This window comes from Amycolatopsis sp. (assembly GCF_036008905.1).
Classification (GTDB): Bacteria; Actinomycetota; Actinomycetes; order Mycobacteriales; family Pseudonocardiaceae; genus Amycolatopsis.
Genome location: NZ_DASYMU010000175.1, coordinates 1 through 23,503 on the forward strand (window position 1 = coordinate 1; position 23,503 = coordinate 23,503).

The following is a 23,503-nucleotide window of genomic DNA, read 5'->3' on the forward strand; positions in this document are numbered from 1 at the left end:
CGTGGGGTTCGGTGCAGGACGGCTCAGATTTGCGTGGGCCGCGTCCGGCGGCCGGTCAACCTGGCGATACAGACGCGGACGCCGGTTTCGAAGGCGCCGACGGTGAGCGTCGTGTAGGGCATGGGGATCGGTTTGTCCCCGTCGCGGATGGGCCGGGCGAGGCCGAGGCCGGTCACCGTCCAGCCGCCGTTCCCGCGCTGGTCATGGTGGGTGAACTCGACGGCGATGGGTCGTCCGGCTATCGGGCGCTCGATCGGTCTCTCCCGATCGAGGTCGATGAGCAGATCCCCGTCCCCGACGATGAGGCAGGTGAGCCGGCGGGGCTCCCGCCCGTCGACGGAGACCATGCCGTAGCGGGCGCGCTCCGGTGAGCCGATGAGTTTGACGCATTCTCGATGCGTCAAGGTGACCTCTCGCATGACCATCCTTTCCCGGAGTAGTCGTCATCGCCAGTATCCTCGCGATTTCCTTTGGGCGACAGGGGGAAAGTCGTCAATATCCACAATGGACCGTTTAGTGGTGGTACGAGACCTAGATCCGCCCGGCGTCGATGACGCGCCGCAGGAAAAGGCGGGTGCGTTCGTGGCGGGGGTCGCCGAGGACCTGCTCGGGTGGCCCGGTTTCGACGACGGCGCCGTGGTCCAGGAAGACGACCTGGTCGGCGACCTGCCGGGCGAAGCCCATCTCGTGGGTGGCCATCAGGATCGTGCCGCCCTGCCCGGCCAGTTCGCGGACGAGTGCGAGAACTTCGCCGACCAGTTCGGGGTCGAGGGCGCTGGTGATCTCGTCGAGCAGGAGCAGACGCGGCTCGTAGGCCAGTGCCCTGGCGATCGCGACACGTTGCTGCTGCCCGCCGGAGAGCCGGTCGGGGTAGCTGTTCGCCTTGTCGGACAGGCCGACGCGGTCCAGCAGGTCGAGGGCGCGCTGGGTGGCTTCCTTGCGTGGCACGCCGTGCACCTCGCGCGGGGCGAGGGTGATGTTGTCCAGTACCGAAAGATGCGGGAACAGGTTGAACGCCTGGAACACGATGCCCATGCGCCGCCGTGCCTTGCCGGCGTCGTGGCGCGGGTCGCTGATGTCGTCGCCGTCGAGCAGCAGCCGGCCGTCGTCGAGGTCTTCGAGGAGGTTCACGCAACGCAGCAGCGTCGACTTGCCCGAACCCGACGGGCCGATCAGGACGACGACCTGGTGCTCGCCGACGTCGAGGTCGACGCCGTCGAGCACGCGATTCCCGTCGTAGGACTTGACCAGCCCCCGCACGCTCAGCACCGGCTCCACGGTCATGCTCCCTGCCTGTTCGTCGCCCGGCGTGAAACCCAGTCGGCGAGCCGTCCCGACGGGATCGCGAGCAGCACGAACAGCAGCCCGGCCACCACGTACGGGGTGAAGTTGTAGGAAGTGGACGCGGTGATCTGGGCCGCGCGGACGGCGTCGACCGCGCCCAGCACGGAGATCAGGCCGCAGTCCTTCTGCAGCGCGACGAAGTCGTTGAGCAGCGCCGGAAGCACCCGGCGCACGGCCTGTGGCAGCACCACGATCCGCATCGTCTTGGCGTGGCCGAGGCCCAGCGACTTGGCGGCCGCCAACTGCGACGGGTGCACCGACTCGATGCCGGCGCGGAACACCTCGGCCACGTAGGCCGAGTAGACCAGCACCAGCGCGATCCCGCCGAGTAGCACCGGGTCGTTCGGGATCCCGCTCAGCCGCAGGCCCGGCAGGCCGAACCCGATCAGGTACAGGCAGATGATCAGCGGCAGCCCGCGGAAGAAGTCGACGTACCCTGTCGCGAGCGCGCGGACCGGGAACCACACCGGGCCGCGCAGCGTGCGCAGCACGGCGATGCCCAGCGCGAGCACCAGGATCAGCACCTCGCACACCACGAGTACGCGCAGGTTCAGCCAGAGCCCGTCCAGCAGCGCGGGCAGGGTGCGCCACGCGACCTCGGCGTTGAAGAACGACTGCCGTACCCGTGGCCAGCCGGGCGAGTTCGTGACCGCGAGCACCGCGACGGCCGCGAACACCACGGTGGAGGCGAAGGCGACCAGTACGGATCGGCGCGAGCGGGAACGCCGGTAGGCCAGGCGTTCCCGCTGCAGGTCACTGATCATTTCAGCTCGGGGGCGTTGCCGGCGGTGGTGAGCCACTCCTGTTCGAGCTTCGCGAGCGTGCCGTCGGAACGCAGCCCGTCGACAGCCCCGGACACACACGGCGTCAGCGAGCTGCCCTTGTCCAGCACGAGGCCGAACTGCTCCGGTTTGCCGTCGCCCCGCGGCAGCTGCCCGACGATGGTGGCGTCGGGCAGCTCGGCCGACGTCACGTAGAATGCCGTCGGCAGGTCCAGCACGAGGGCCTGGATCTGGCCGTTGCCGAGCGCGGCCTTGGCGTCGTCGTTGGTGTTGTAGACCGCGACCTGCTGCTCAGGTGCGACCCGCTGCGCGGCGTCGTAGCTGGTGGTGCCGACCTGCGCGCCGAGCTTGACCTTCTTCAGCTCGGCGAGGGTCTTGGCCGCGGCGGCCGGGGAGTTCTTCGGCGCGATGACGGCCTGGGCGACGTCGTAGTAGGGCGAGGAGAAGTCGACGGCCTGTTTGCGCTCGTCGGTGATCGAGAATTCGTTGACGTCGACGTCGTAGGCCTTCTTGCCCGGCTGGATCGCGGCGTTGAACGGCACCCGCGTCCAGACGACGTCGGCGGGCGCGTAGCCCAGTTTCCCGGCCAGGGCGTAGGCGACAGCGGCTTCGAAGCCCTGGCCGCTCTCGGGCTTGTTGTCCACGAACCACGGCTGGTAGACCGGCTCGTCGGTGCCGAAGGTCAGCTTCCCGGCGGTCAGCGTGGCCAGCTTGTCCTTGCCGCACGCGGCGCCGGTGGCCGGTCCGGCCGCGGTGGGGGTCTCGTCTACGGGCGCGCAGGCGGAGACGGCCAGCAGCGCCATGGCGGCCATGACGGCCTTCTTCTTCAGCATGCGCGTGATTATGGTGCCTGCCGGCAAACGCGGTGGTGTCGGCCAAACCGTGGCGTGATGGTCATGGGGAACGGCTCCGGCCGGTTAATACAATCAGGCAATGAGCGAGACGAGTGAACTGCTCACCGCTGCCCCGGCGATATCGGGACGGCGGCGGAGCCGGGTACTGGCCGGGGCGGCGGCCGGTTGCGTGGTCGGGTTGACCGCCGTCTACTTCGGGTTCGTCTGGACGCGCGCCGGCCAGGCGTTCGAGTTCGACGTCCTGAAAGGCGCTCCCGCGCTGCTCGACACGCCGCCGGTGCTCCGGGCGAGGTCGTGGCTGGCCTACCTCACCGAGTACGCGATGGCCGCGGTCGTCGTCCTCGTCCTGGTCGTCAGCCTGCTGCGCCGGCGTCCGGCGCTCGCGCTCCTCGGTGCGGCCGTCATCGTGGTGACAGCCGGGGTCGACCGGGTGCTGGTGCGATGGGTGTTCACCCGGCCGCCGCTCGTCGTCGACCCGATGAGCCGGGAAAACAGCTTCCCGAGCGGACATGTCGCCATGGCGATGTCGGCGTTGCTCGGCCTGCTGATCGTGGTCCCGTACGCCTGGCGCGGCGCCACCGCGCTGGTGGGTTCCGTTTTCGTCCTCGGCATCGCGGAGATGACGATGACCGTCGGCTGGCACCGGCTCAGCGACACCCTCGGCGGGAACCTGCTCGCGCTCGGCGTCGCCTGCGCGGGTCTCGCGGTGCTCATCCGGCGCTCCGGGGTGTGGATGCCGCTGCCCAGTCGACGGGTGCTTTCCGTTCTGCTGGCGGTGATCCCGCTGCTCGGTTACGTGGTCTGGACCATCGTGGCCGCGGTCGGACCGGTCTCCGACGCGCTCGAACACCAGTCCGCGCTCTTCCATGCCGCGGGTGCCGCCGCCACGGTGTTCAGCACGCTGATCGTGGTCGCGTTCCTCCTCTTGCTGGCCCGGATCGAACCCGCTCGCAGCACTCGCCGCCGGGCCGACGCCTGATCCTTTCGGCACGCGAGTTCCTTGGTCGGGAGCTGGTTTTCCCCTGCCCGGAAACTCCGCCGCCGCACGAGGTTAGCCGCTCGTTAGCGAATGCATAGCGGCTGCTGCGAGTGTTCCCGGACAACCTCGATCCGCCGGGACGGCGGTCGAGCGGGACAGGGGAGGAGGAACAGACATGAACGAGGCACAGCAGGCCGTGGTCGAAGCGGTGAAGCAGGCGATGGCCAACGAGTCGGCCTGGCGCGAGCGCTCGGACAGCGGCTGGAACCACTAGCCGGTCGGGCCGGTGGTGTGGAGAGCCGGGGGCTGACCCCGGCCTTCCGCACCACCGGCTGCGCCCGGGTCCCGGACGGAGTCGAATCATGTATCTGCCGAAGAAGGACGCGCCGCCCGCGTTCCAGGTTTTCTGGCCGCACCGCGAGCCGGCCGCACTGCTGGAGTCGGCCGAGCCCCGGTTGGCCGAGCGGCTCACCGTTTCGTCCTTGATCGGCAGCGCCGACTTCGACGCGCGGGTCGCGCCCTACGCGAAATGGGTCACCGAGATCGGCCTGCGGCCAAGCCGGGAAGTACAGCAGGCCGTCAACGCGCTGCTCGGGCGCACCTCCGTCGAACAGCGGTGGGAAGCGGTCGCACCGCTGGAGACGTTCGACCACTTCAGTCGCGGTCTCGCGGAGCGTGCCGGTGTCACCGGGAGGCCCGCGTTCGACCATCGCCGATGGGCGCGTCGCTGGCTCGAAACGGGGGAACACCAGGTCGTCACGCACACGATCGCGCAGTATGTCGACGGAGTCGGCTCGCAGGCCGACGCCGTGGAAGTCAGCGCCGCCGTCGCGGAGAGCGAGCCCGGCTTGGCGCGCACCGGCACCGCCGCGTTCCTCGTCCTGCACGCCGCGTGCGCCTTCGCGGTGGTGGGCGACGAGCGGTGCCGCGGCCTGTTCGACGCCGCCGCGGATCGGATGACCGGAGCGTGGGACCGCTATTTCGTCCTGCTGCGCGCTCTCACCGCCGAGGTGAAACGGCTCGACGGCGCCAGGTTGGACGAAGTACGGGAACGGGCCTGGGATTCGGTGCGGACGTTGTCCGCGAGCTACGGCGACGCGGCGGGAGCACTCGGCGAGGCGCTCCTGACGAACCTGGACGCGTACCGGGCGATGAAAGCCGGGGACCGCGGGTTCGCCGGTGAGCGCATCGACCGGGCGCGCGAGCTCGTTCTCCGCTCCGCACAGGGGGAAACCGGGTACCCGTGGCAGATCGGTTCGCGCTACTACGTGCAGGTCTGCCAGAACTGGGCCCGCACCCGGCTCGCCGATCCGGCGACCAGTGCCGCGGCGGTGCGGGAGATGGTGCGGCTGGTGGGTTTCTGCCGGACCGACGAGCGTGATTCGCTTCCCGAAGCGCTGAGCCTGCTCGGCCTCGGACTGTTCCGGCTCGGGCGGTACGAAGAGGCGATCGCGCCGCTCCAGGAAGCCGCGCGCGAGTTGACCGGCGGTATCAGCCTGATCCGGCGCAACACCGTCGTCGGCACCCTCATCGCCGCGTTCGACGCGTTGGGGCGCATAGAGGAGGTCGAGCGCTGGGCCGGTGAGCTGGAGCCCGGCGACGAACTGCTCGACCGGCTGCTCGCCGAGCGGAGCTGACGCCGATGTGCGGAATCGCGGGCTTTCTCGACAGTGCGGCGGACCCCGGATCCGAGGCTGCCCGCCGGTCGCGGGTCGCCGCCATGACCGGGCGGATCGCCCACCGTGGCCCCGACGCGACGGCCGTCGTGATCGACGGCCCGTTCGCGCTCGGCTTCACCCGGCTGTGCGTGGTGGACGCCGACACGACGTCACAGCCGTTCCGGTCTTCCGACGGCCACCGGATCGCCGCGGTGAACGGGACCATCTACAACCACGCGCGCCTGCGTGACCGCCTCTCGGGACGACATCGGTTCCGGACGGCGTCGGACTGTGAGGTTGTGCCGCACCTCGTCGAGGAAGTCGGCGCACAGCGCTGTCTCGCCGAGCTGGACGGGATGTTCGCCGCAGTCGTGTGGAATTCCGCGGACGGCACCGTGGACCTGCTCCGCGACCGGTTCGGGATCAAGCCGCTCTACACCTACCGGCACGGCACGCGGACCTACTTCGCCTCGGAGATCAAGGCGTTCCTGGCGATACCGGGCGCGAAGCCGTCCTTCGACTGGGACACCGCGCTGAACGATCCGCTCATCGGCGGTGTCCGTGCCTCGGCCCCGCTTCCGCAGCGGTCGCTGTTCCTGGACGTCGAGGTGGTCGAACCGGGAACGGTCGTGCGGCTCGCCGGTGACGGCCGCCGGACTGTCCTCTGTGGAGAGTTGACGACCGCACCGGGCACGAGCGGCGAGCGCCGCGAGTCGCTCCGCGAGGCGTTGTCGGACGCGGTCAGGGACACCTTCGCCGTCACTGATTCCCGTTACGGCACACCGGCCGTACTCCTCAGCGGAGGTTTCGACTCCGCGGTGATCGCCGCGCTCGGTGCCCGTGCGGCGACGCCGTCGTGCTACACCATCGACCATCCCGCGACGCGTGCCAACGGGGATCGGCAGAGCAGTGCCGCACTGGCCGCGCACCTCGGGCTGCCGCTGCACGTCGTCGACGCGACGGGCGCCGAGGCCCGTGACCCCGACGCCTGGCGTTCCCTGCTGTACACGGTGGAAACACCGATGTGCGGGATCGACACCCTGCTCAAGTCGGAAGCCGTCCGCGCGGCGTCGGCGCGGAACGTGCGGGTGCTGCTGTCGGGCACGGGGGCGGACGAAGTCGCCGGGGGATTCACCACCGTCGCGGCCCGCGGCCACCAGGAGCCGTCGTGGGCGGACTTCGCCGCGCGGGGACGAGGGATGGCCAGGATGGTCGCGGGGCTGGCCGCTCCGGGCGGACTGTGCCGCTGGGACGCGATGCTGCCCGAACCCGTTGTCCGCCATGGGGGTGGCGCGCCGGTGGACGAGGAGTGGTTCCGTTCGGTGCGCGACGGGCGCATCCGCGATCTCGCCCTGTTCGGCCTGCAGATCGACGACCGGATCACCGCGGCGGAGGGCATGGAATGCCGGGTTCCGTTCCTGGGCGGCCGAGTGGCCGACCTGTTCGCCGGGATCGGCGCGGCGGAGGCCGGATCTTCGTTCTGGGACAAGGCTTTGCTGCGTGACGCCGTCGAAGGCCTGATTCCGGACCAGTGGCGGCTGCGGCCGAAGACCCCGTTCGGCTATGCGGCTTCCGCGTCCCGGTACCTGGAACTCGATGTGGTGAACCTGCTCGCCGCGAAAGATTTCTCGCTCGTGCGGGCCGCGATCGAGAATCCGTCCTTCAAGGACCGTTTCGACCACGACGCCGTCTGGCGGTGCGCGCTGGCGCTCCAGGACGACCCTTCGTTCGCCGAACCCGTGCTGCGCCTGGTGAACATGAGCCTGCTCGACACGATGTTCTCCGAACACGCCGAGCCGGGTGGGCGACGTCATGTTCCCGTTGTCGTCACCGGGACCGAGCAGCCGCCGGAGCCCACCGGGCTGTCGGGCGACGACGTCCTCACGCTGCGGGACGAAGTCCTGCTGCTGGGCGACGTCCGGGTCCCAGACCTCTCGCCGCTCATCGTCTCCGTCACCGGGCGGAAACCGGTCATGCTCGACCGGCAGAGCGGGCAGGGACGCCAATGCGCCGATCTGCTCTCCCGGATCGACGGGGCCACGACGTTGTCCGCGCTCGCCGACGACGTCGGGTGTTCGCCCGCCACGGCGTCGGAACTGCTGGCCGAACTGGTGGGCGCCGGGTTCGTGACCGTGGTGGGACAACCGCTGTGCTGACCCTGCTCAAGTTCGTCGGCTACCGCCGCCTGCTCGCCGCCGACGCGTTGTCCAGCCTGGGTGACACGATGCTGCTCATCGTCCTCGGCGTGATGCTGAAGAACGAAACGGGCTCCAGCAGCGCGGCGGGTCTGGTCGCATTGGCCATGCTGCTCCCGAACCTCGCCGGGCCGCTGCTCGGCGCGGTCGCCGACCGGTTCTCCCGCCGGCGCGTGCTGGTGACGGTCAGCGTGGTGATGGTGCCGGTGGTCCTGCTCGTGGCGGTCGCCTCCGGCACCGCGATGGTGGTGGTCGTCTACCTGGTCGCGCTCGGGTACGGGTTCGCCTTCGTACTGATCGGCAGCGCCCAAGCGGGGCTCGTGCCCCATCTCGTTCCCGAGCCCATGCTCGGCCGGGCGAACGCCGCGATCCGCATGCTCAGCGAGGGCGCCCGGTTCCTCGGACCCGGTATCGGCGTGCTCGTCTACACCGCGGCCGGGGGCGACGCCGTCGCGATCATCGACGCCGCCACCTTCGCCTGCGCGGCGATCCTCCTGGCGCGGATACCCCGGCAGGACCGCGCACCGGCGCTCCCGACGTCGCCGCGGACCGACCTGATGGCGGGGATCAAGCATCTCCGCCGGTCGCCGGTGCTGCGCCGCACGGTGGGGGCGGCGATGGTGGCGTTCGCGACGATCGGCTTCCTGGAGACGGCCGTTTTCGCCGTGGTCACCGATGGTCTCGGCCGCCCGGCGGCCTTCGTCGCCACCTTCGCCGTCGCCCAAGGTGCCTGCGCCATCCCGGCCGGGCTGGTCGCCGGCGCGGTGATGGACCGGCTCGGCGCGGTGCGCACCGCGGCGGCGGGACTGGGTGTTTTCGGGGTCTCCGCGGCTTTGCTGATGGTGCCGGTGACCCCGGTCGCTGTCGCGGGCGCGGGGATCGGCGCGATCGGCATGACCTGGTTCTTCATCGCCTTCGGCACGGCGATCCAGCAGAACACCACCGATTCGGTGCAAGGGCGGGCTTTCGGCTCGGCCCGCGCGCTCGTCACCGCCGCCCAGCTGGTGGGCATCGGGGTCGGCGCCGCGCTGGGGACCGCGGTCGACCACCGGTTCCTGCTCGCCGCGATCGTCCTCGGCTGCGCCGGCGCGTTCGTCTTGACCTGGGCACCGGCCAGGGCCGAACTCGCGCAGGCGCGTCAGGCGGGGTAGAGGTCTTGATTCCGGCGCCGGGCGCCGTTAATCTCCAGGTATTCGGCACTGCGTGCCAAATACCTGAGCCCGCCCGGCCGACCAAGGGGTGCTTCCGCTGTGACCGTGCCCTTGCCCGCCGGCTTCCGCCTCACGATCGACCCCGACACCAAGCTGCTGGACGAGACCACGTTGTTCGGCGGGATGCCCGCCCGCGTGCTCCGCCTGTCGGCCGGCGGGGTCAAGGCGTGGACGGAACTGCGGGACGGCCCGGTGCGTTCCGCGAACGCCGGGGCGCTCGCCAGGCGGCTCACCGACACCGGCCTGGCCCACCCGCGGCCACCGGGTCCGCAGGTCGCGCCGGAAGTCACCGTGGTCATCCCGGTGCGGGACCGGCCCACGATGCTGGCCCGCTGCCTCGCCTCGCTCGGCGGCGCCTTCCCGGTCGTCGTCGTGGACGACGGCTCCTCGGACGAACGAGCGCTGGCCGACGTCGTCGCCGGTTCCTCGGCCACGCTGGTCCGGCGGGCGACCAGCGGCGGGCCGGGTGCCGCGCGGGCGACCGGGCTGGACGAGGTGCGCACCGAGTTCGTCGTCTTCCTCGACAGCGACTGCGTCGCCACGGACGGCTGGATCGAGGCACTGGCCGCCCACTTCGCCGATCCGCTCGTCGCTGCCGTCGCCCCCAGGGTCGTCGCGCTGCCGTCGGGAACCTCGGCCGGTCAGTACGCCGAGACGAACGGGAGCCTGGACCTCGGCGATCGCGAAGCTCGTTGTGTGCCAGGGAGCCGGGTCTCCTACGTGCCCACCGCGGCGCTCGTCGTACGCCGGGCCGCGCTGCTCGACGTCGCCCGCGAAGGAGCGGTGTTCGATCCGGCCCTGCGCTATGGCGAGGACGTCGATCTCGTCTGGCGCCTGCACGAAGCCGGCTGGCGGGTCCGTTACGACCCGGCCGTGCGGGTGCACCACGAAGAACCCGTGAGCTGGCGAGGAGTATTGACCCGGCGGTTCCATTACGGCACTTCCGCCGGGCCGCTCGCCCGCCGTCATCCCGACGCGATGGCTCCGCTGGTACTCCAGCCCTGGCCCACGCTGACCGTGCTCGCTTTGCTTTCCCGCCGCCCCATCCTCGCCGGGGCGAGCTTCGCCGCTTCGGTGCTGGCCATGAACCGCACGGTGCGACGCGCGGGCCTGCCGGTGACCGGGGTCGTCGGCGCGATGCGGACCGGCGTGCACCAGACCTGGCTCGGCGTCGGCCGTTATGGCACGCAGTTCGCCGCGCCCCTGCTGGCCGCCGGATTGGTGGTGCCCGGCGGTTCGACGCCGGTCCGGCGCTGGGGCCGTCGCGCCGCGATCGCTTCGCTGCTGCTCGGCCGCCCGGTGACGACCTGGCTCAGCGCCCGTCCCGCGGTGGACCCGGTGCGGTTCGTGCTCGGCCACATCGCGGACGACGTGGCCTACGGCGCCGGGGTGTGGGCGGGCTGCGTGCGAGCCCGGACCGCCGTTCCGTTGCGGCCCAAGGTGTCCTGGCGCCCGTTCCGGGTCAGCCGCGCCGCCGTGCCGACTTCCCCAGCGACGACGAAAGGTGCCAGCTGATGGGCAACCCCTGGTTCGAAACAGTGGCGGAAGCACAGCGACGCGCGAAGAAGCGGCTGCCCAAGTCCGTCTACGGCGCGCTGATCGCGGGCTCGGAGAAAGGGCTGACGCTGTCGGACAATCTCGCGGCCTTCGGTGAACTGGGCTTCGCCCCGCACGTGGCCGGGTTGTCGGGGGAGCGCGATCTGTCGACCACGGTCATGGGCCAGCCGATCGCGTTGCCGGTGCTCGTTTCCCCGACCGGGGTGCAGGCCGTGCACCCCGACGGCGAGGTGGCCGTCGCCAGGGCCGCGGCCGCGCGCGGCACGGCGATGGGGCTGAGTTCCTTTGCCAGCAAACCGATCGAGGAGGTCGTCGCGGCGAATCCGCAGACTTTCTTCCAGATTTACTGGGCCGGGACGAGGGACAGGTTGCTGCAGCGGCTGGAGCGGGCCCGTGCCGCCGGCGCGGTCGGCCTGATCGTCACCCTGGACTGGTCGTTCTCCAACGGCCGCGACTGGGGGAGCCCGGCGATTCCGGAGAAGATCGATTTCAAGGCCATGGTCCGGTACGCCCCCGAGGCGCTGACGCATCCGCGCTGGCTCTCCGATTTCGTGAAGAGCCGCCGGATCCCCGACCTCACCACGCCGAACATGGCCGTGCCGGGCGAATCCGCGCCCACGTTCTTCGGCGCGTACGGCGAGTGGATGCAGACACCGCTGCCGTCATGGGACGACGTGCGGTGGCTCCGGGACCAATGGGACGGCCCGTTCCTGCTCAAGGGCGTCATCCGCGTCGACGACGCCCGGCGCGCCGTCGACGCCGGGGTCAGCGCGATCTCCGTGTCGAACCACGGCGGCAACAACCTCGACGGGACGCCCGCGTCGATCCGGGCGCTGCCCGCTGTCGTCGGCGCGGTGGGGGAGCAGATCGAGGTGCTCCTCGACGGCGGTATCCGGCGCGGCAGCGACGTCGTCAAGGCACTCGCGCTCGGCGCGCGGGCGGTCATGATCGGCCGCGCGTACCTCTGGGGCCTGGCCGCGAACGGGCAGGCCGGCGTGGAGAACGTGCTCGACATCCTGCGCGGCGGGATCGACTCGGCGCTCCTCGGTCTCGGGCACTCCAGCGTCCACGACCTCTCTCCGGACGACCTCGTCATCCCGCCCGGTTTCGCCCGCGTGCTTGGGGATACCACCGCTGTCCAGTCCTGAGTCCCGCGCTAAACGGCGCGTCGCAGCACGTCCCGCAACGCCCTGGCGTTCTTCACGACCAGGCTCGATCCCTTGCGCCCGGCCACTTCCGTGACCGCCGCGAGCTCACCCGAGGCGCCGCAACGGGACGCGCAACGCGGATGACCCTAACGAACACCAGGCCGACCTCGGAGTCTTGGGCCACGAGATGTCGACATCTCGTGATACCCCGCGTCCGCAACTACCGCAATCTGTCGACAGATGGCGAAGGTTAGCTGGCGCGGTCTTGCGCAGGTTCACGTTCATGCGGATGAGTCAAGTGTCCCGGGCGGGTGTCCACATCGGTCTTCCGGCGGGCCGAACCGGGAATCCGGCCGACCTTCCGCGTTGGTCATCCGGAATTGCGGTCGGTGTCGGCCGGCTTGACGATCGGATTCCATACGACGATGAGGAAGGTCGCGATCGGGCCGAGGAGCAGCGACAGCAGCCACCAGTTCCAGCCACTGCGGCCCTTGCTTTGCGCGAGACCGGCGTTGATGAGAGTGAGCGTCCCCCACCAGGGGGCGAGATCGGTCGCGTTGTTCATGTGCTGCTCCAGTCGTGTCGAAATAATCGGTGGGCGGTCAGGGGGTTTCCGGGGGTGAGCCGGGTACACGGTCGTTGAACCGGGCCAGCAGTGCGGCGAGGAGTTTCATTTCGGCGGCCAGCGCTTCCCGTCCTTTGGGCAGGATGGCCGCCCAGGTTCTGGGACGCCGGCCCTCGTAGCCCTTGGTGAGTTCGATCAGGCCCTGCTGGGCCAGGAAATCCAGATGGCGGCCGAGATTGCCGTCGGTGAGACCCAGAACTCTTTTGAGATAAGGGAAATCTGCCCGGCCCGCCTCGTCGAGCACGGTCAGCAGCGCCAGCCGGGTCTTCTGGTGCACCGCGTCGTCGAGTTCGAGGGCCGGGTGGGAGCCCGGTTCCGGCGCGGTCACGGCGAGTACCGCTCGCGACGCCGGGTGACCAGCCCCGCGGTGAGGAGTGCGACACCGGCCAAGGCGTAGACCACCGATTGCAGCCATGCCCACTCCGGCGGCAGGCCGAGGCGTAGCACCACCAGGCTCTCGAGGCCGCCGGCCACACCGATCACCACGCCCAGCAGGACCAGTGTCCGGTTGCGCTGCCAGGCGCCGATCGCGGCCAGGACGGCGGCGGGCCACACCAGCGGCAGGAACACGCCGACGAACAGCACCGGGATGAGCACGACGATGATCACCACCTGCGCGACCACGTATCCCGCCGTCACGGCCCGATAGGACGGCGAGCCCTCGCCGACGCCGTCCCTGGCCGCCCGCCGCCGCGATCCCAGCCACAGGCCGAGCAGCGCGAAGAAGGTCAGTACCGGCCAGAACACGAGCAGGCCGAGATGACGGCCCCCGGCGCCAAGGCCGCCGAGGAACGGCCCGGCCACCGCGAAACCGAGCACCAGCGCGCCGAAGACCAGCAGGGGATCGGACGTCGCCCGCCGATCCGCGCGCACCCTGGCACGTAACCGCTCCAGTTCGTGCGTCAGGTCCGTCTCCACTGTTGCCTCCCGGTTTCTCACTATGAGAGAGAACTCTACATCAGAGAGTACTCTCCGATCCGAGGGCCAGTAGGCTGAATGAATCGTCGAGCCTTACGCCCGGTACCGTCCCTGGAAACCCTGGCGCGAGCCAAACCGTCGCCCTTTCAGTTGATTAAGATCTGCGGATGCCCGAGCGAGCGCCGACCGTGCGCCAGGTCCTGCGATGGTCGCGACGGGTGATCGCCGTGCTGATCACCGTCTGCGCGTTGGTAGGTGTAGTGCGGCTGGTCGCGCCCGCCACCGCCGGTCCGACCGGCGAGCCACCCGGCGTCCAGGGGCAGCTGGAATTCCTGCGCACAGCCCTGGACGAGGGCGCCGGTGAGGAAGCGCAGAGCCTGTTCCCGGAGGGGTACTTCTTCCTGCACGTGCTGTACGGCTTGAGCTGGGTCGAGATCGGGATGCGCGAACCGGCAGGCGAGCGGTCGGCGGCGCTGCGGGAGGCCCGGGATGCGTTGGGACGCTTGGAATCGCCGTCCGGCCGTGCGCCGTTCAGCGCGGAACTCGTGCCGTCGTACGCAGTCTTCTACCGCGGTTGGACCAATTGGCTGCGAGGCGGGGTGCTGAGCCTGCAACCCGCCGGGCAACGCGACCCGGCCGAGCTGCACCGCTTCACCGAGGATTCCGCCGCCCTCGGCGCGGCGTTCGATGCGTCGGTTTCCCCTTACCTGGAGGCGTATCCCGGTCAGGCGTGGCCGGTCGACTCGGTGGTGGCGATGGCGTCGCTGCGATTGCACGACACCGTGGCACCCCCGCGGTTCGCCGGGACCGTCGAACGGTGGCTTCAGGAGGTGGGGCAGCGGCTTGATCCGCGGACGGGATTGATTCCGCATCGGGCCGACCCCGGCACCGGTGACGCGGCCGAGGTGGCCAGGGGAAGTTCGCAGAGCCTCATCCACCGGTTCCTCGGCGAGATCGACCCGGTCTTCGCCGGTGCGCAGTATCTGCGCTTCCGTGAGCTGTACGTCGTTTCGCCGCTCGGTCTCGGCCCGGCCGTGCGCGAGTATCCCGATGGGATGGACGGTCCGGCCGACGTCGACTCCGGCCCGCTCCCGCTCGGCGTGAGCCTGTCGGCGTCCGCGGTCACCATCGGCGCCGCCCAGGTCCACAGCGACGGCCCGCTCGCCGCCGCGCTGGCCGGCTATGCCGAATTGGTCGGCCTACCGGTCGACACGCCGTGGACGAAGCGGTATGCCTTCGGTCTGCTGCCGATCGGCGATGCGTTCCTCGCGTGGTCGAAGACCGCACGGCCGTGGGTGGGGTCGTCGCCGTCCCCGCCACCGGCGACTATCTCGTGGTGGTGGCGGACGCCGTTGTCGTCCCTGCTGGTCGTTCTCGGTGCCGTGCCGTGGTTGCCGGCGTTGGTGCGGCGGCGGCGTATCGAACAAGGCGCGCCGATGGCCGGTGGCCAGGAGAGGGAAGTGGCACAGTGAGGGAACTCGACGAAGACGGACCCGTTCTCGCGGATCGAGCGCTGTGGTCCGAAGTGGACGACCTCGCCGGTATCGGCGAATTGACAGCCCGCTGGCTGGAAGGGGACATCACCTACCGGCCCGCGCGCGACGGACGGGCCCCCGGCGAGGAGACCGCCGAACCGGTGCCGGTGCTGGCGGCGCTCAATCGCGCGGGATTCGTCACCGACTTCTCCCAGACCGGCCTGCAGCTCACCGCTGGAAGCGCGCGCCGCGCCGCAGTCGGTGGCTTCTGCGATGAGCGGATGCGGCGGAACCTGGCCGGCGCCACTGCCGCGACCGACCTCGTCGTTCTGTGGTTCGCGCCCGCCGTCAAAAGCGTGGCGCAGGCCGTGGTCACGCTCGACGGGGGCAAGGAGGTCACCTGGCTGGGAACGGCGATGGCGCCGGACGCCATCGAGTACAGCTACGGCGAAGATGTTTCCCTTGCCGGGTTGGAAGCGTTGATCGACGCGTGGCAGGTGCACCTGTTCGACCCGGTCTGGGGGCGCGACGACCTGCTCTGGCCGCTGCTGGCCGACGTCGCCGCGCAGAGTTCTTGAGGCCGCGAGGCACTTTCTCGCCAAAGTGCGCCCGTGGCACTGGCCGACTGGAACCGGGGTCTCCGGTGACAGCCGGCCAGTGCCGCACGATCAGCCCGCCGTGACGGTGGGCGCCCGGAATTCGTAGTGACCGGAGCCCACCGTCATGGTGAGCGCCCCGCCACCGTGCGAGGAATCGGTGACCCCCATGGCTTTCGCCGCGGGTGCGCCGTCCTCGGTCACGGCATTCGCCGCCGTGGCCGGGATTTCGATCTGGGCGGTGGTGTTGGCCGGGACGTCGACGGAGAGCCGGAACCCGCCGGCGTCGTTGCGCCACGCCGACTTGATCGTGCCGTAGACCGAGTCGAACGAGCCCGAACCGCTGGTGAGCCCGCCGCCGACCCGCGGCGCGATCCGGGACTTGTGGTACCCGGCTTCCAGCGGCGAGATACCGCCGATGTTCTGGTACATCCACTGCCCGACCGCACCGTAGGCGTAGTGGTTGAACGAGTTCATCGAGGCGTCGCCGAAGGTCCCGTCCGGGTTGATGGAGTTCCAGCGCTCCCACATCGTGGTGGCGCCCATTTTGATCTCGTAGCCCCACGACGGGTATTCCTGTCGCGACAGCAGTGCGTACGCCTCGGTGAGCTTGCCGCTCCCGCTGAGCGCGGGCAGGAGCCACGGCGTGCCGAGGAACCCGGTCGTGAGGGCGTTACCGCTGGCCTGGAGCTTGGCGACGAACTTGGCGGCGACCTTCGGCCGTTGCGCGCCGGTCACCAGGTTCATGCCGAGCGCCATCGCGTACGCCGTCTGGCTGTTGCCCGTCACCGAGCCGTCGGCGCCGACGAAGGCCGACGCGAAGGCGGCCCGGACGTTGGCCGACAGCGCGGCATAGGCGTCCGCGTCGGCGTTCTCGCCGATCGCGCGTGCCATCTCCGAGAGCATGCGCGCGTCCTCGGCGAAGTAGGCGGTGCCGAGAATGCCGCTCGGGGTGGGATCATCGAGGTTGAGCCAGTCTTCGAACCTGCCACGGGCGTCGTCGATCAGGTCGGCACCCGCGCTCGAGCGCACGAACTCGAAGAACTTCTTCATGGCCGGGTAGTGCTCCCGCACGGTGGCCGTGTCGGCGTAGGCCTCCCAGACCGCGTACGGCACGGTGATGCCCGCGTCGGCCCAGCCGACGCCACCGCCACCGTCGTCGGTCGGGTCCGGCGCGATGCTGTTGAAGTCGCCGTTGGGGCGCTGGGTGCTCCGCAGGTCGACGAGCCACTTGCGCAGGAACGCGCGGGTGTCCTGGTTGTACGACGCGGTCGGGGAGAAGACGTTGATGTCGCCGGTCCAGCCCAGGCGTTCGTCCCGGGCCGGGGTGTCGGTGGGAATGGACAGGAAGTTGCCGCGCTGTCCCCAGGTGATGTTGCTCTGCAACTGGTTCAGCATCGGGTCGGACGTCGTGAGAGTGCCGGTGGTGCGAAGATCCGAGCCCCAGACGACCCCTTGGACGTCCTGGACCGGCGGCCCGGTGACGCCGGTGATCTCGACGTAGCGGAAGCCGTGCTGGGTGAAGGTCGGCTCGTAGTCGGCCGCGCCGGTGGCCGCGAACGTGTAGCGGTCGGTGGCCTCGGCCCCGCGCAGGTTCGCGGTGTACAGCGTGCCGTCCGGGTTGAGGACCTCACCGTGGCGGATCTTCGCCGTCTGCCCGGCGGTGCCGGTCAGGTGCAGCCGGGTCACACCCACCATGTTCTGCCCGAGGTCGTAGATGAAGGTGCCCGGTTTCGGCTCGGTGCGGGCTTTCGCGGCCAGCCGCTGGGTCTCGCGGACCGGCTCGTCGGGTTGCGGTACCAGCTTGGCGGTGGCGGACTCGGCGAGGTCCGGGGCGGTCCACTTCGAGGCGTCGAAGCCGGGGCGGTTCCAGCCCGGCTGCTCGAGACGGGCGTCGTAGGTCTCGCCCGACTGGAGGTCGGCGGCGACGTATGGACCGGCCGAGGTCCGCCACGAGGGGTCGGTGCGGATCCAGTCGTGGGTGCCGTCGGTGTAGTCGATCCGCAGCTGTGCCACGACCGAAGGCGTCGAGCCGTAGACACCCGGCTGGTGGCCGCCGACGCGACCGGCGTACCAGCCCAGCCCCAGCGAGATGCCGAAGGTGTTGGCACCCGGGCGCAGTTGCTTGCCGATGTCGTAGGTCTGGTGCTGGATCCTGGTGCGGTAGTCGCTCCAGCCCGGTGCCAGTTCCTGGTCGCCGACCTTCGCGCCGTTGAGGCTGAGCTCGTAGACCCCTTGTGCGGCACCGTAGGCGCGCGCGCCCTGGATCTTCTTGCCGGCCGGGATCGAGAAGTCCTTGCGGTACAACGGAAGACTGGTGCGCTCGGTGTAGAGCACGTCCGCGCTGGTGGACAGGTCCAGTCCCTCCGGGCCGACGGTTCCGCCGGTGAAGGGGTTACGGCCGCCGGCGAAATCGACGTCGGTCAGGGTCGTGCCGTCCGCACCGGTGACGGTGGCGCGGTGGATGATCGCCTGCTCCTGTCCTTCATTCGCCAGTGATTCCCGGTAGCCGAACGTCCCGGCCGCGAAGTTGCCCATCGTGCGCTGGTCGACCTGCGTGCCGTCGACCGCGGTGGTGATGGTCTGACCCGCTGCGGAGATCTTGAAGTGGTGCCGCCCGGACAGGAGCGCCTCCTGCGAGATCGCGCCGGAGATGTCGACGACGGCGAGCAGGTTGTAGCCACCGTTGACCCGAGTGTGCACCCGGAGTTTCGGCTTGGCGGTGCCGTCGGCGATGCTGATCTGCCACATGTAGCCGTTGTTGACGTTGGGGGAGCGGAAGAAGACGCCGATCACGAGGGCCTTGAGGGTGAACTCGGTGTCGACCGAGTAGTCCGTCCAGCCCAGTGGCGCGTCCTGGTCGGTGAGCCAGGCGGCGTTACCCCAGTCGGCCGCGCCGACCAGTCCGGTTTCGAACCAGGAGGGCTTGCTCCAGTCGCCGGCCTTGCCCGCGCCGTCCCAGACCCGGACCTGCCAGTGGTAGCGGGTCGCCGAACGCAGGGCTGGGCCGCCGTAGGGCACGTCGGCCTGGCGGGCGGAGGCCACTTTGCCGCTGCTCCAGACGTTTCCGGAGCCGGGCGTACTGCCGACCCGCACTTCGTAGGCGGTCTGGACCACTCCGCGACGCTGTGCGGTGGACGTCCAGCCGAAATGCGGCTGTTCCCCGCCGATGCCCAGCGGAGTGATGCGGTCGTTGACGGTGAGAGCACCCGTCCGCAGCGCGCCGTCGGCCGCGGCCGACGGCATCGGCACGAGCAGCCCGATCATCACCGCCAAGACGGCGATCAGGACGAGTTTTGCTCGCTTGGGGCGTTCCGGGGCCTCTTTGACCCGGGGTGCGGTCATCGCGCTACCTGCTTTCCGTGACTGTCAAAGGAAATGCGCGCAGCGCGGAACGAGCGGGGACCATGGGGACCTCCGACGCTTCGCAGCGCGGCGATGGGCGATTGAAACGATTCAATCGTGACTTTTCAAGGCTAGTGAGCTGGGTCACTGTTCGTCAAGAGGCTTTCGTTGGTCCACAACAAAAGCAGGCCGCCGTGCGTCGCGGACGGCCTAAGGAGAGCCCCTTCGGCTCACGGCGTTGTCTTGCGCGCGAGAGGTCGCCATCTGTCGACAGATGGCGAAGGGTTACGGGTGGTCGGCGATGTCGTTGGCCGCGACGTAGCCGAAGGTCATCGCCGGGCCGATGGTCGAGCCGGCGCCGGCGTAGCTGTGTCCCATCACCGCGGCGCTGACGTTCCCGGCGGCGTAGAGGCGGGGGATCACCGAGCCGTCTTCGCGGAGCACCCTGGCGCGGGCGTCGGTGCGCATACCGCCCTTGGTGCCGAGATCACCGGGGACGATCTTGAACGCGTAGAACGGTGGTGCCCACAGTGGTGCCAGACAAGAGCTGGGCAGGACGTACGGATCGGTGTAGTAGTGGTCGTACGCACTGGCACCACGACGGAAGTCACCGTCCACACCGGACCGCGCGAAGGTGTTGAACCGGTTTACCGTGCTGCGCAACGAGTTCGCCGGCACGCCCATCGCCGAACCCAGCGCGTCGACGCTCGACGCCTTGACGACGGCGCCGGACTGGTACCAGGAAGCCGGTAGCGGCAACAGTGGCGCGACGTCGCGGAAAAGGTACTTGTTGCGGTAGTTCTGGTCGACGACGAGCCAGGCCGGAATCGCCGGGGCGGTGGGGTTCCGGTCGTACATCGTGTGCACGACATCGCTGTAGGGTGCCGCTTCGTTGACGAACCGCTTGCCCGCCGCGTCGACCATCAGGCCGCCCGGTAGCGTGCGCTCGGCCAGGCAGAAGTACGGATCACCCGGGATCGGGATGGCCGGGCCCCACCAGGCGTCGTCCATCAGGTCGAAGGCCGCTCCGACACGTTGTCCCGCCCGGTGGCCGTCACCGGTGTTCTCCTTGGCGCCGACGGTCCAGGCGGTCCCGATCGGCTGGCGCTGGTACTGCGCGCGCATCGCGGCGTTGTGCTCGAACCCGCCCGAGCCGACGATCACCCCGCGTCGCGCCTTGATCAGTCCGGGCGTTCCGCCTTGGGACACAACGACTCCCGTCACGGCACCGGCGGTGACACTCAGGTCGACGAGCGGCGTGTTCAGCAGCACGGGCACGCCGGCCGCGAGCAGTCCCGCGCGCAGGCCAGCGGCCAGTGACTGGCCCATGGTGAGCGGTTTCTGGCCGGCCAGCGCGGCGGCGGTACCCCTGGCGAGACAGGCCGCGGCGACGGCGGCGCCCTTCGGGTTCACCGCGGCGAGGGCGAGCCATTTGTAGTCGGCGCTGAACACGACCAGCCCCGGTGGCGTCGCCAGATACGGCGGGTTCAGCCTGGCCAGTTCCGCGCCGAGGATGTTGCCGTCGAGCTGGTCCGGTTCGATCGAGCGGCCGTTGGGCATTCCGCCGGGGAGTTCGGGGTAGTAGTCGCTGTAGCCCTCCATCCAGCGGAATCGCAACGGGCTGTTGGTCATGACGAACGAGATCATCGGCGGCCCGCTCGCCAGGAACGCCCGCTGCCGCTCGACGGGCACGGTGTCGCCGACGACCGCCGCGAGATAGCGGGCGGCCTGTTCGGGGTTGTCACGAACGCCGGCGGCGGCCAGCACTTGGTTGCCCGGCACCCAGATCCCCGCGCCTGACCGCGCGGCCGAACCACCGAACGTCGGCGCCTTCTCGACGACGACACAGCTGAGTCCGCGTTTGGCCGCGGTGAGCGCGGCCGTCATGCCCGCGGCGCCCGATCCCACCACGACGACGTCGTACTCGCCCAAGACCGGGTAATCGGCCGCCCCGGCGCTGCCGGGAAGCGAAAGTCCTGACGCCAGCGCCAATCCCGCTCCGGCAGCGGTGCCGCGGAGGACCTGACGCCGGGACACGCCCGGCTCGTGACGGGTGGCCATGGGTTTCTCCTCGCGTCGGCGGGACGGCGAAGTCATCATCCCGGCGGCGACGCAAAACTGGAACAGGTTCTACCCGCATGGAGTACCGCAAACAGCCTAAGGGCACCGCGAGAAAGCCCCGGGGTGACATGCTCCCGGGGCTTTCTCGTCGTCAGGTTTCAGCTCTGGCGCTGGGACCCTGGCGTGCTCGGCGCCTTCTGCCCGTTGTGCGGTGTGGGCGACGGCTTGGGAGCTGATTTCGGAGCCGGCTGGGCGGCTACCGGCTTTTCGGCAGGCACCGGCTTTTCCGCGGCAACGGGCTTTTCCACGGGCACGGCCGGGGGAGTCTCCGGCGGCAGCGCTTCGACCTGGGGTGCCTGGCGCGAGCGGCGTGTGTACACCGCGGCGCCCGCGGCGGCGGCGATGGCGAGCAGCCACGGCCAGCGACGACGCTGCCGGCGCTCGCCCTTCACCGCGCTCTTCGACTCGGCGACTGCGGCGCGGAAGTCCCGCTTCGCCGCCTTGAAGTTCTTCTTGCCACGACGCTTGGAGTCGCCGACGGATTTGGCGGCCAGTATCGCCGCCTGCTTCGCCTTACGGCCGGGCGCACGCAGCTCCGCGGCCCTGGCGACCGTTTCATCGCGCGTCGCGGCGGAACTCTTCTGGAGTTCCCGCAGTGGTGTCTTCGTGTTCTTCGCGAAGTTCTTGCGGGTCCGGCGGCTCGTCTTCGCGAACTCGTCGGTCCCTTCGGCAAGCTTCCGTTCGGCGATTTCGACAGCCTGAGCGGTCAACTCGGCCCCAGCCTTGCCGGTCTCGATGGCAAGGGCACGCAGGCCCAGGGCCCCGCTCCTCACCGACTCGCTCATCGAATCCGCGGACCGGGTCATGGCCTTCACCTCAATCGATCGTCGTGGTAACCCTTCCTCGGTGCAATGCCCACAGCCGGGCCCCGGGAAACATCTAGGCCAAGCCCGCGTCGTGGACCAGGATCGCGATCCGGGTGCGGTTCGGGAGGTCCAGCTTCGCCATGACGCGGCCGAGGTGGGCTTTGACCGTGGATTCGCTCAGGTGGAGCCGTTTGCTGATTTCGGCGTTGCTGAGGCCTTCGGCGACGGTCAGCGCGACTTCGCGCTCGCGTTCGGTGAGGACGGTGAGCCGGTCGGCGGCCGCGGAGCGGGGCGCGGTGTCGGCGAAGCTGCTGATCAGGCGTTTGGTGATACGGGGCGACAGCATCGCGTCGCCCCGGGCGACGGTCTGGACCGCCTGCACGAGCTCCCGCGGCGGGATGTCCTTCAGCAGGAAGCCCGACGCCCCGGCCCGCAGTGCCGCGTAGACGTACTCGTCGAGGTCGAACGTGGTCAGGACCACCACCGGCGGCGCGTCGGGCAGGGCGGTGACCCGCCGGGTGACCTCCAGCCCGTTCACCGCCGGCATCTGGATGTCGGTGAGCACCACGTCCGGCCGGTACTCGGCCACGAGCTCGACGATTTTGCCGCCGTCGACGTCCTCGGCCACCACTTCGGCGCCGCCGCCGGCTTCCAGGATCAGCCTGATCCCGCTGCGGACGAGTTCCTCGTCGTCGAGCAGGACGACCTTGACCGTCATGACCTCTCCTCGCCCGGCGATGACGGGAGCATCGCGTGTACCCGGAAGACTCCGTCGGCCCAGCCCGTCTTCAGCGTGCCACCGGCCAGTGAAACGCGCTCCAGCATGCCGATCAGCCCGTAGCCGGAGCCCGGCAGGGTGGTGGTTTCCCGGCCGCGGCGGTTGGTGATCTCCATGACGAGGTGCTCGCCGGTGACGGTCACGTTGACCCGCACGGCCGCCCCGGGAGCGTGCTTCGCCGCGTTGGTCAGCGATTCCTGGACGACCCGGTAGGCCGCACGGCCGACCGACGGCGTGACCTCGGGAACCGGGTCGGGCAGCGCCAGGGTGACCGCGAGCCCGGTCCCGGCCGCATCGGCGACGAGCTCCGGGACTGCGTTCAGCGAGGGCACCGAGTGGTTCGGCTCGCCGGGCCGCTCGTCGCGGAGCACCTGCAGGATCTCGCGCAGCTCGGCGAGCGCGTCGGTGCTGGTCTTCCGGATCACCTCGGCGACCCGTTCGGTGTGTTCGTCGGGCGCGGTCATCGTCAGCGCGCCGGACTGCAGCGCGATCGCGCTGACCCGGTGGGCGACGACGTCGTGCATCTCCCGCGCGATCCGCCTGCGCTCGGCGGCCACGGCCTGTTCCGAGCGCAGGTCCCGTTCCCGCTCGGCCTGCTCGGCGCGTCCGCGCAGCGCTTCCAGCAACTTCCGCCGCTGGAAGACCCACAGTCCCAGCAGGGTCGGCACCCCCACGAACAGGACGAACGTCGCGGTCAAAGCCTGCCAGCCGAACCCGTCGCCCCGCGCCGGCCAGACAGCCAGCACCACCGCGCCCACCACGGCGCTGACGGCCGTGAGCGGCTTGAGTCCGCGCCTGCTGGCCACGGTGTAGGCGACCACCGTCACCTCGATGGTCGGGAAGAACAGCATGCTGAGCGGGGTGATCGCCACCGCCGCGAGCGGGAAGCGGCGCCGGACCAGGAGGCCGGCGAAGATCACCACACAGGCGAGCAGTGTCGGCGCCGTCAGCGGCGGCTTTTGGTCGTCGAGGAACGGGAACGCGACGATCCCAGCGGCGAACACCACGTCGAACGCCAGCACCCAGAGCTTGCCGTCCCACCAGGCGAGCCGTTTCCCGTCGCTCATGTGACCACGGTAGAGCGTCCACAGTGCACAGACGAAAGGAGGCC

The 23,503-nt window shown here is 70.0% G+C and carries 20 protein-coding genes; 8 read left to right on the top strand and 12 right to left on the bottom strand.

The features are described from left to right. Positions 1-23: 23 nt before the first annotated feature. The 4 genes from VGP60_RS29415 to VGP60_RS29430 all read right to left on the bottom strand — a co-directional run bounded on the left by VGP60_RS29415 (position 24) and on the right by VGP60_RS29430 (position 2,959). Positions 24-419 (bottom strand): hypothetical protein, encoded by a 396-nt coding sequence (locus VGP60_RS29415; protein WP_327551383.1) that lies wholly within the window; start codon positions 417-419, stop codon positions 24-26. A gap of 112 nt (positions 420-531) precedes the next feature. After that, complete coding sequence (locus tag VGP60_RS29420) at positions 532-1,284, bottom strand: amino acid ABC transporter ATP-binding protein (protein ID WP_327551384.1); 753 nt, start codon at positions 1,282-1,284, stop codon at positions 532-534. After that, positions 1,281-2,108 carry an amino acid ABC transporter permease gene (locus VGP60_RS29425; RefSeq protein WP_327551385.1) on the bottom strand — a complete coding sequence of 276 codons (828 nt, stop codon included), beginning with the start codon at positions 2,106-2,108 and terminating at the stop codon, positions 1,281-1,283. Before VGP60_RS29425 ends, VGP60_RS29420 begins: the two co-directional genes overlap by 4 nt. Further along, positions 2,105-2,959, bottom strand: coding sequence for an ABC transporter substrate-binding protein (locus VGP60_RS29430; protein ID WP_327551386.1), 855 nt, complete (start codon positions 2,957-2,959; stop codon positions 2,105-2,107). Before VGP60_RS29430 ends, VGP60_RS29425 begins: the two co-directional genes overlap by 4 nt. Before the next feature lie 100 nt (positions 2,960-3,059). Here VGP60_RS29430 and VGP60_RS29435 point away from each other — a divergent pair, with 100 nt between their 5' ends. From VGP60_RS29435 to mftD, 6 genes are all read left to right on the top strand, one after another. Beyond that, positions 3,060-3,959: a phosphatase PAP2 family protein gene (locus tag VGP60_RS29435; protein ID WP_327551387.1), complete on the top strand. Its 900-nt coding sequence runs from the start codon at positions 3,060-3,062 to the stop codon at positions 3,957-3,959. Between the two features lie 362 nt (positions 3,960-4,321). Next, positions 4,322-5,596: a hypothetical protein gene (locus VGP60_RS29440; RefSeq protein ID WP_327551388.1), complete on the top strand. Its 1,275-nt coding sequence runs from the start codon at positions 4,322-4,324 to the stop codon at positions 5,594-5,596. Between the two features lie 5 nt (positions 5,597-5,601). Then, entirely contained in the window at positions 5,602-7,773 is a 2,172-nt protein-coding gene (gene asnB / locus VGP60_RS29445; protein ID WP_327551389.1) for an asparagine synthase (glutamine-hydrolyzing), read from the top strand. Continuing rightward, on the top strand, positions 7,767-8,963 hold the full coding sequence (locus VGP60_RS29450) for an MFS transporter (RefSeq protein WP_327551390.1): 1,197 nt from the start codon (positions 7,767-7,769) through the stop codon (positions 8,961-8,963). Before asnB ends, VGP60_RS29450 begins: the two co-directional genes overlap by 7 nt. 99 nt (positions 8,964-9,062) lie before the next feature. Next, positions 9,063-10,538 carry a mycofactocin biosynthesis glycosyltransferase MftF gene (gene mftF / locus VGP60_RS29455; protein WP_327551391.1) on the top strand — a complete coding sequence of 492 codons (1,476 nt, stop codon included), beginning with the start codon at positions 9,063-9,065 and terminating at the stop codon, positions 10,536-10,538. Beyond that, complete coding sequence (gene mftD / locus VGP60_RS29460; RefSeq protein ID WP_327551392.1) at positions 10,538-11,728, top strand: pre-mycofactocin synthase MftD; 1,191 nt, start codon at positions 10,538-10,540, stop codon at positions 11,726-11,728. Before mftF ends, mftD begins: the two co-directional genes overlap by 1 nt. Positions 11,729-12,098: 370 nt before the next feature. On the opposite strand, the gene VGP60_RS29465 is transcribed toward mftD, so the two are convergent. Genes VGP60_RS29465 through VGP60_RS29475 form a run of 3 tightly spaced genes read right to left on the bottom strand, consistent with a single transcriptional unit; the run spans position 12,099 to position 13,271 of the window. After that, a complete protein-coding gene (locus VGP60_RS29465) occupies positions 12,099-12,293 on the bottom strand; it encodes a hypothetical protein (RefSeq protein ID WP_327551393.1) in 195 nt (64 codons plus the stop codon). A 37-nt stretch (positions 12,294-12,330) separates the two neighbouring features. Then, positions 12,331-12,681 (bottom strand): transcriptional regulator, encoded by a 351-nt coding sequence (locus VGP60_RS29470; protein WP_327551394.1) that lies wholly within the window; start codon positions 12,679-12,681, stop codon positions 12,331-12,333. Then, positions 12,678-13,271 (bottom strand): hypothetical protein, encoded by a 594-nt coding sequence (locus tag VGP60_RS29475; protein WP_327551395.1) that lies wholly within the window; start codon positions 13,269-13,271, stop codon positions 12,678-12,680. The genes VGP60_RS29470 and VGP60_RS29475 overlap by 4 nt, the downstream gene beginning before the upstream one ends. Positions 13,272-13,438: 167 nt before the next feature. Between VGP60_RS29475 and VGP60_RS29480 the strand changes: the two genes are divergently transcribed. Beyond that, positions 13,439-14,743, top strand: a complete 1,305-nt coding sequence (locus VGP60_RS29480; protein WP_327551396.1) for a hypothetical protein — start codon at positions 13,439-13,441, stop codon at positions 14,741-14,743. Continuing rightward, positions 14,740-15,324 carry a DUF6919 domain-containing protein gene (locus VGP60_RS29485; RefSeq protein WP_327551397.1) on the top strand — a complete coding sequence of 195 codons (585 nt, stop codon included), beginning with the start codon at positions 14,740-14,742 and terminating at the stop codon, positions 15,322-15,324. The genes VGP60_RS29480 and VGP60_RS29485 overlap by 4 nt, the downstream gene beginning before the upstream one ends. Before the next feature lie 90 nt (positions 15,325-15,414). On the opposite strand, the gene VGP60_RS29490 is transcribed toward VGP60_RS29485, so the two are convergent. The 5 genes from VGP60_RS29490 to VGP60_RS29510 form a co-directional block, all read right to left on the bottom strand. Beyond that, positions 15,415-18,687 (bottom strand): family 78 glycoside hydrolase catalytic domain, encoded by a 3,273-nt coding sequence (locus VGP60_RS29490; protein WP_327551398.1) that lies wholly within the window; start codon positions 18,685-18,687, stop codon positions 15,415-15,417. Between the two features lie 285 nt (positions 18,688-18,972). Continuing rightward, positions 18,973-20,748, bottom strand: a complete 1,776-nt coding sequence (kstD, locus tag VGP60_RS29495; RefSeq protein WP_327551399.1) for a 3-oxosteroid 1-dehydrogenase — start codon at positions 20,746-20,748, stop codon at positions 18,973-18,975. Positions 20,749-20,906: 158 nt separating this feature from the next. After that, a complete protein-coding gene (locus VGP60_RS29500; RefSeq protein WP_327551400.1) occupies positions 20,907-21,614 on the bottom strand; it encodes a hypothetical protein in 708 nt (235 codons plus the stop codon). 73 nt (positions 21,615-21,687) lie between these two features. Beyond that, positions 21,688-22,332, bottom strand: coding sequence for a response regulator transcription factor (locus VGP60_RS29505; RefSeq protein ID WP_327551401.1), 645 nt, complete (start codon positions 22,330-22,332; stop codon positions 21,688-21,690). After that, on the bottom strand, positions 22,329-23,459 hold the full coding sequence (locus VGP60_RS29510; RefSeq protein ID WP_327551402.1) for a sensor histidine kinase: 1,131 nt from the start codon (positions 23,457-23,459) through the stop codon (positions 22,329-22,331). Before VGP60_RS29510 ends, VGP60_RS29505 begins: the two co-directional genes overlap by 4 nt. Positions 23,460-23,503 lie beyond the last annotated feature (44 nt).

What these genes read in the sequence shown, in the direction of transcription:
- mftD (WP_327551392.1), top strand. Translation starts at nt 10,538, where the DNA reads ATGGGCAACCCCTGGTTCGAAACAGTGGCGGAAGCACAGCGACGCGCG.
- VGP60_RS29430 (WP_327551386.1), bottom strand. Translation starts at nt 2,959, where the DNA reads ATGCTGAAGAAGAAGGCCGTCATGGCCGCCATGGCGCTGCTGGCCGTC.
- VGP60_RS29440 (WP_327551388.1), top strand. Translation starts at nt 4,322, where the DNA reads ATGTATCTGCCGAAGAAGGACGCGCCGCCCGCGTTCCAGGTTTTCTGG.
- VGP60_RS29510 (WP_327551402.1), bottom strand. Translation starts at nt 23,459, where the DNA reads ATGAGCGACGGGAAACGGCTCGCCTGGTGGGACGGCAAGCTCTGGGTG.
- VGP60_RS29490 (WP_327551398.1), bottom strand. Translation starts at nt 18,687, where the DNA reads ATGACCGCACCCCGGGTCAAAGAGGCCCCGGAACGCCCCAAGCGAGCA.
- VGP60_RS29420 (WP_327551384.1), bottom strand. Translation starts at nt 1,284, where the DNA reads ATGACCGTGGAGCCGGTGCTGAGCGTGCGGGGGCTGGTCAAGTCCTAC.
- kstD (WP_327551399.1), bottom strand. Translation starts at nt 20,748, where the DNA reads ATGGCCACCCGTCACGAGCCGGGCGTGTCCCGGCGTCAGGTCCTCCGC.
- VGP60_RS29480 (WP_327551396.1), top strand. Translation starts at nt 13,439, where the DNA reads ATGCCCGAGCGAGCGCCGACCGTGCGCCAGGTCCTGCGATGGTCGCGA.
- asnB (WP_327551389.1), top strand. Translation starts at nt 5,602, where the DNA reads ATGTGCGGAATCGCGGGCTTTCTCGACAGTGCGGCGGACCCCGGATCC.
- VGP60_RS29505 (WP_327551401.1), bottom strand. Translation starts at nt 22,332, where the DNA reads ATGACGGTCAAGGTCGTCCTGCTCGACGACGAGGAACTCGTCCGCAGC.
- VGP60_RS29500 (WP_327551400.1), bottom strand. Translation starts at nt 21,614, where the DNA reads ATGACCCGGTCCGCGGATTCGATGAGCGAGTCGGTGAGGAGCGGGGCC.
- VGP60_RS29435 (WP_327551387.1), top strand. Translation starts at nt 3,060, where the DNA reads ATGAGCGAGACGAGTGAACTGCTCACCGCTGCCCCGGCGATATCGGGA.
- VGP60_RS29415 (WP_327551383.1), bottom strand. Translation starts at nt 419, where the DNA reads ATGCGAGAGGTCACCTTGACGCATCGAGAATGCGTCAAACTCATCGGC.
- VGP60_RS29425 (WP_327551385.1), bottom strand. Translation starts at nt 2,108, where the DNA reads ATGATCAGTGACCTGCAGCGGGAACGCCTGGCCTACCGGCGTTCCCGC.
- VGP60_RS29465 (WP_327551393.1), bottom strand. Translation starts at nt 12,293, where the DNA reads ATGAACAACGCGACCGATCTCGCCCCCTGGTGGGGGACGCTCACTCTC.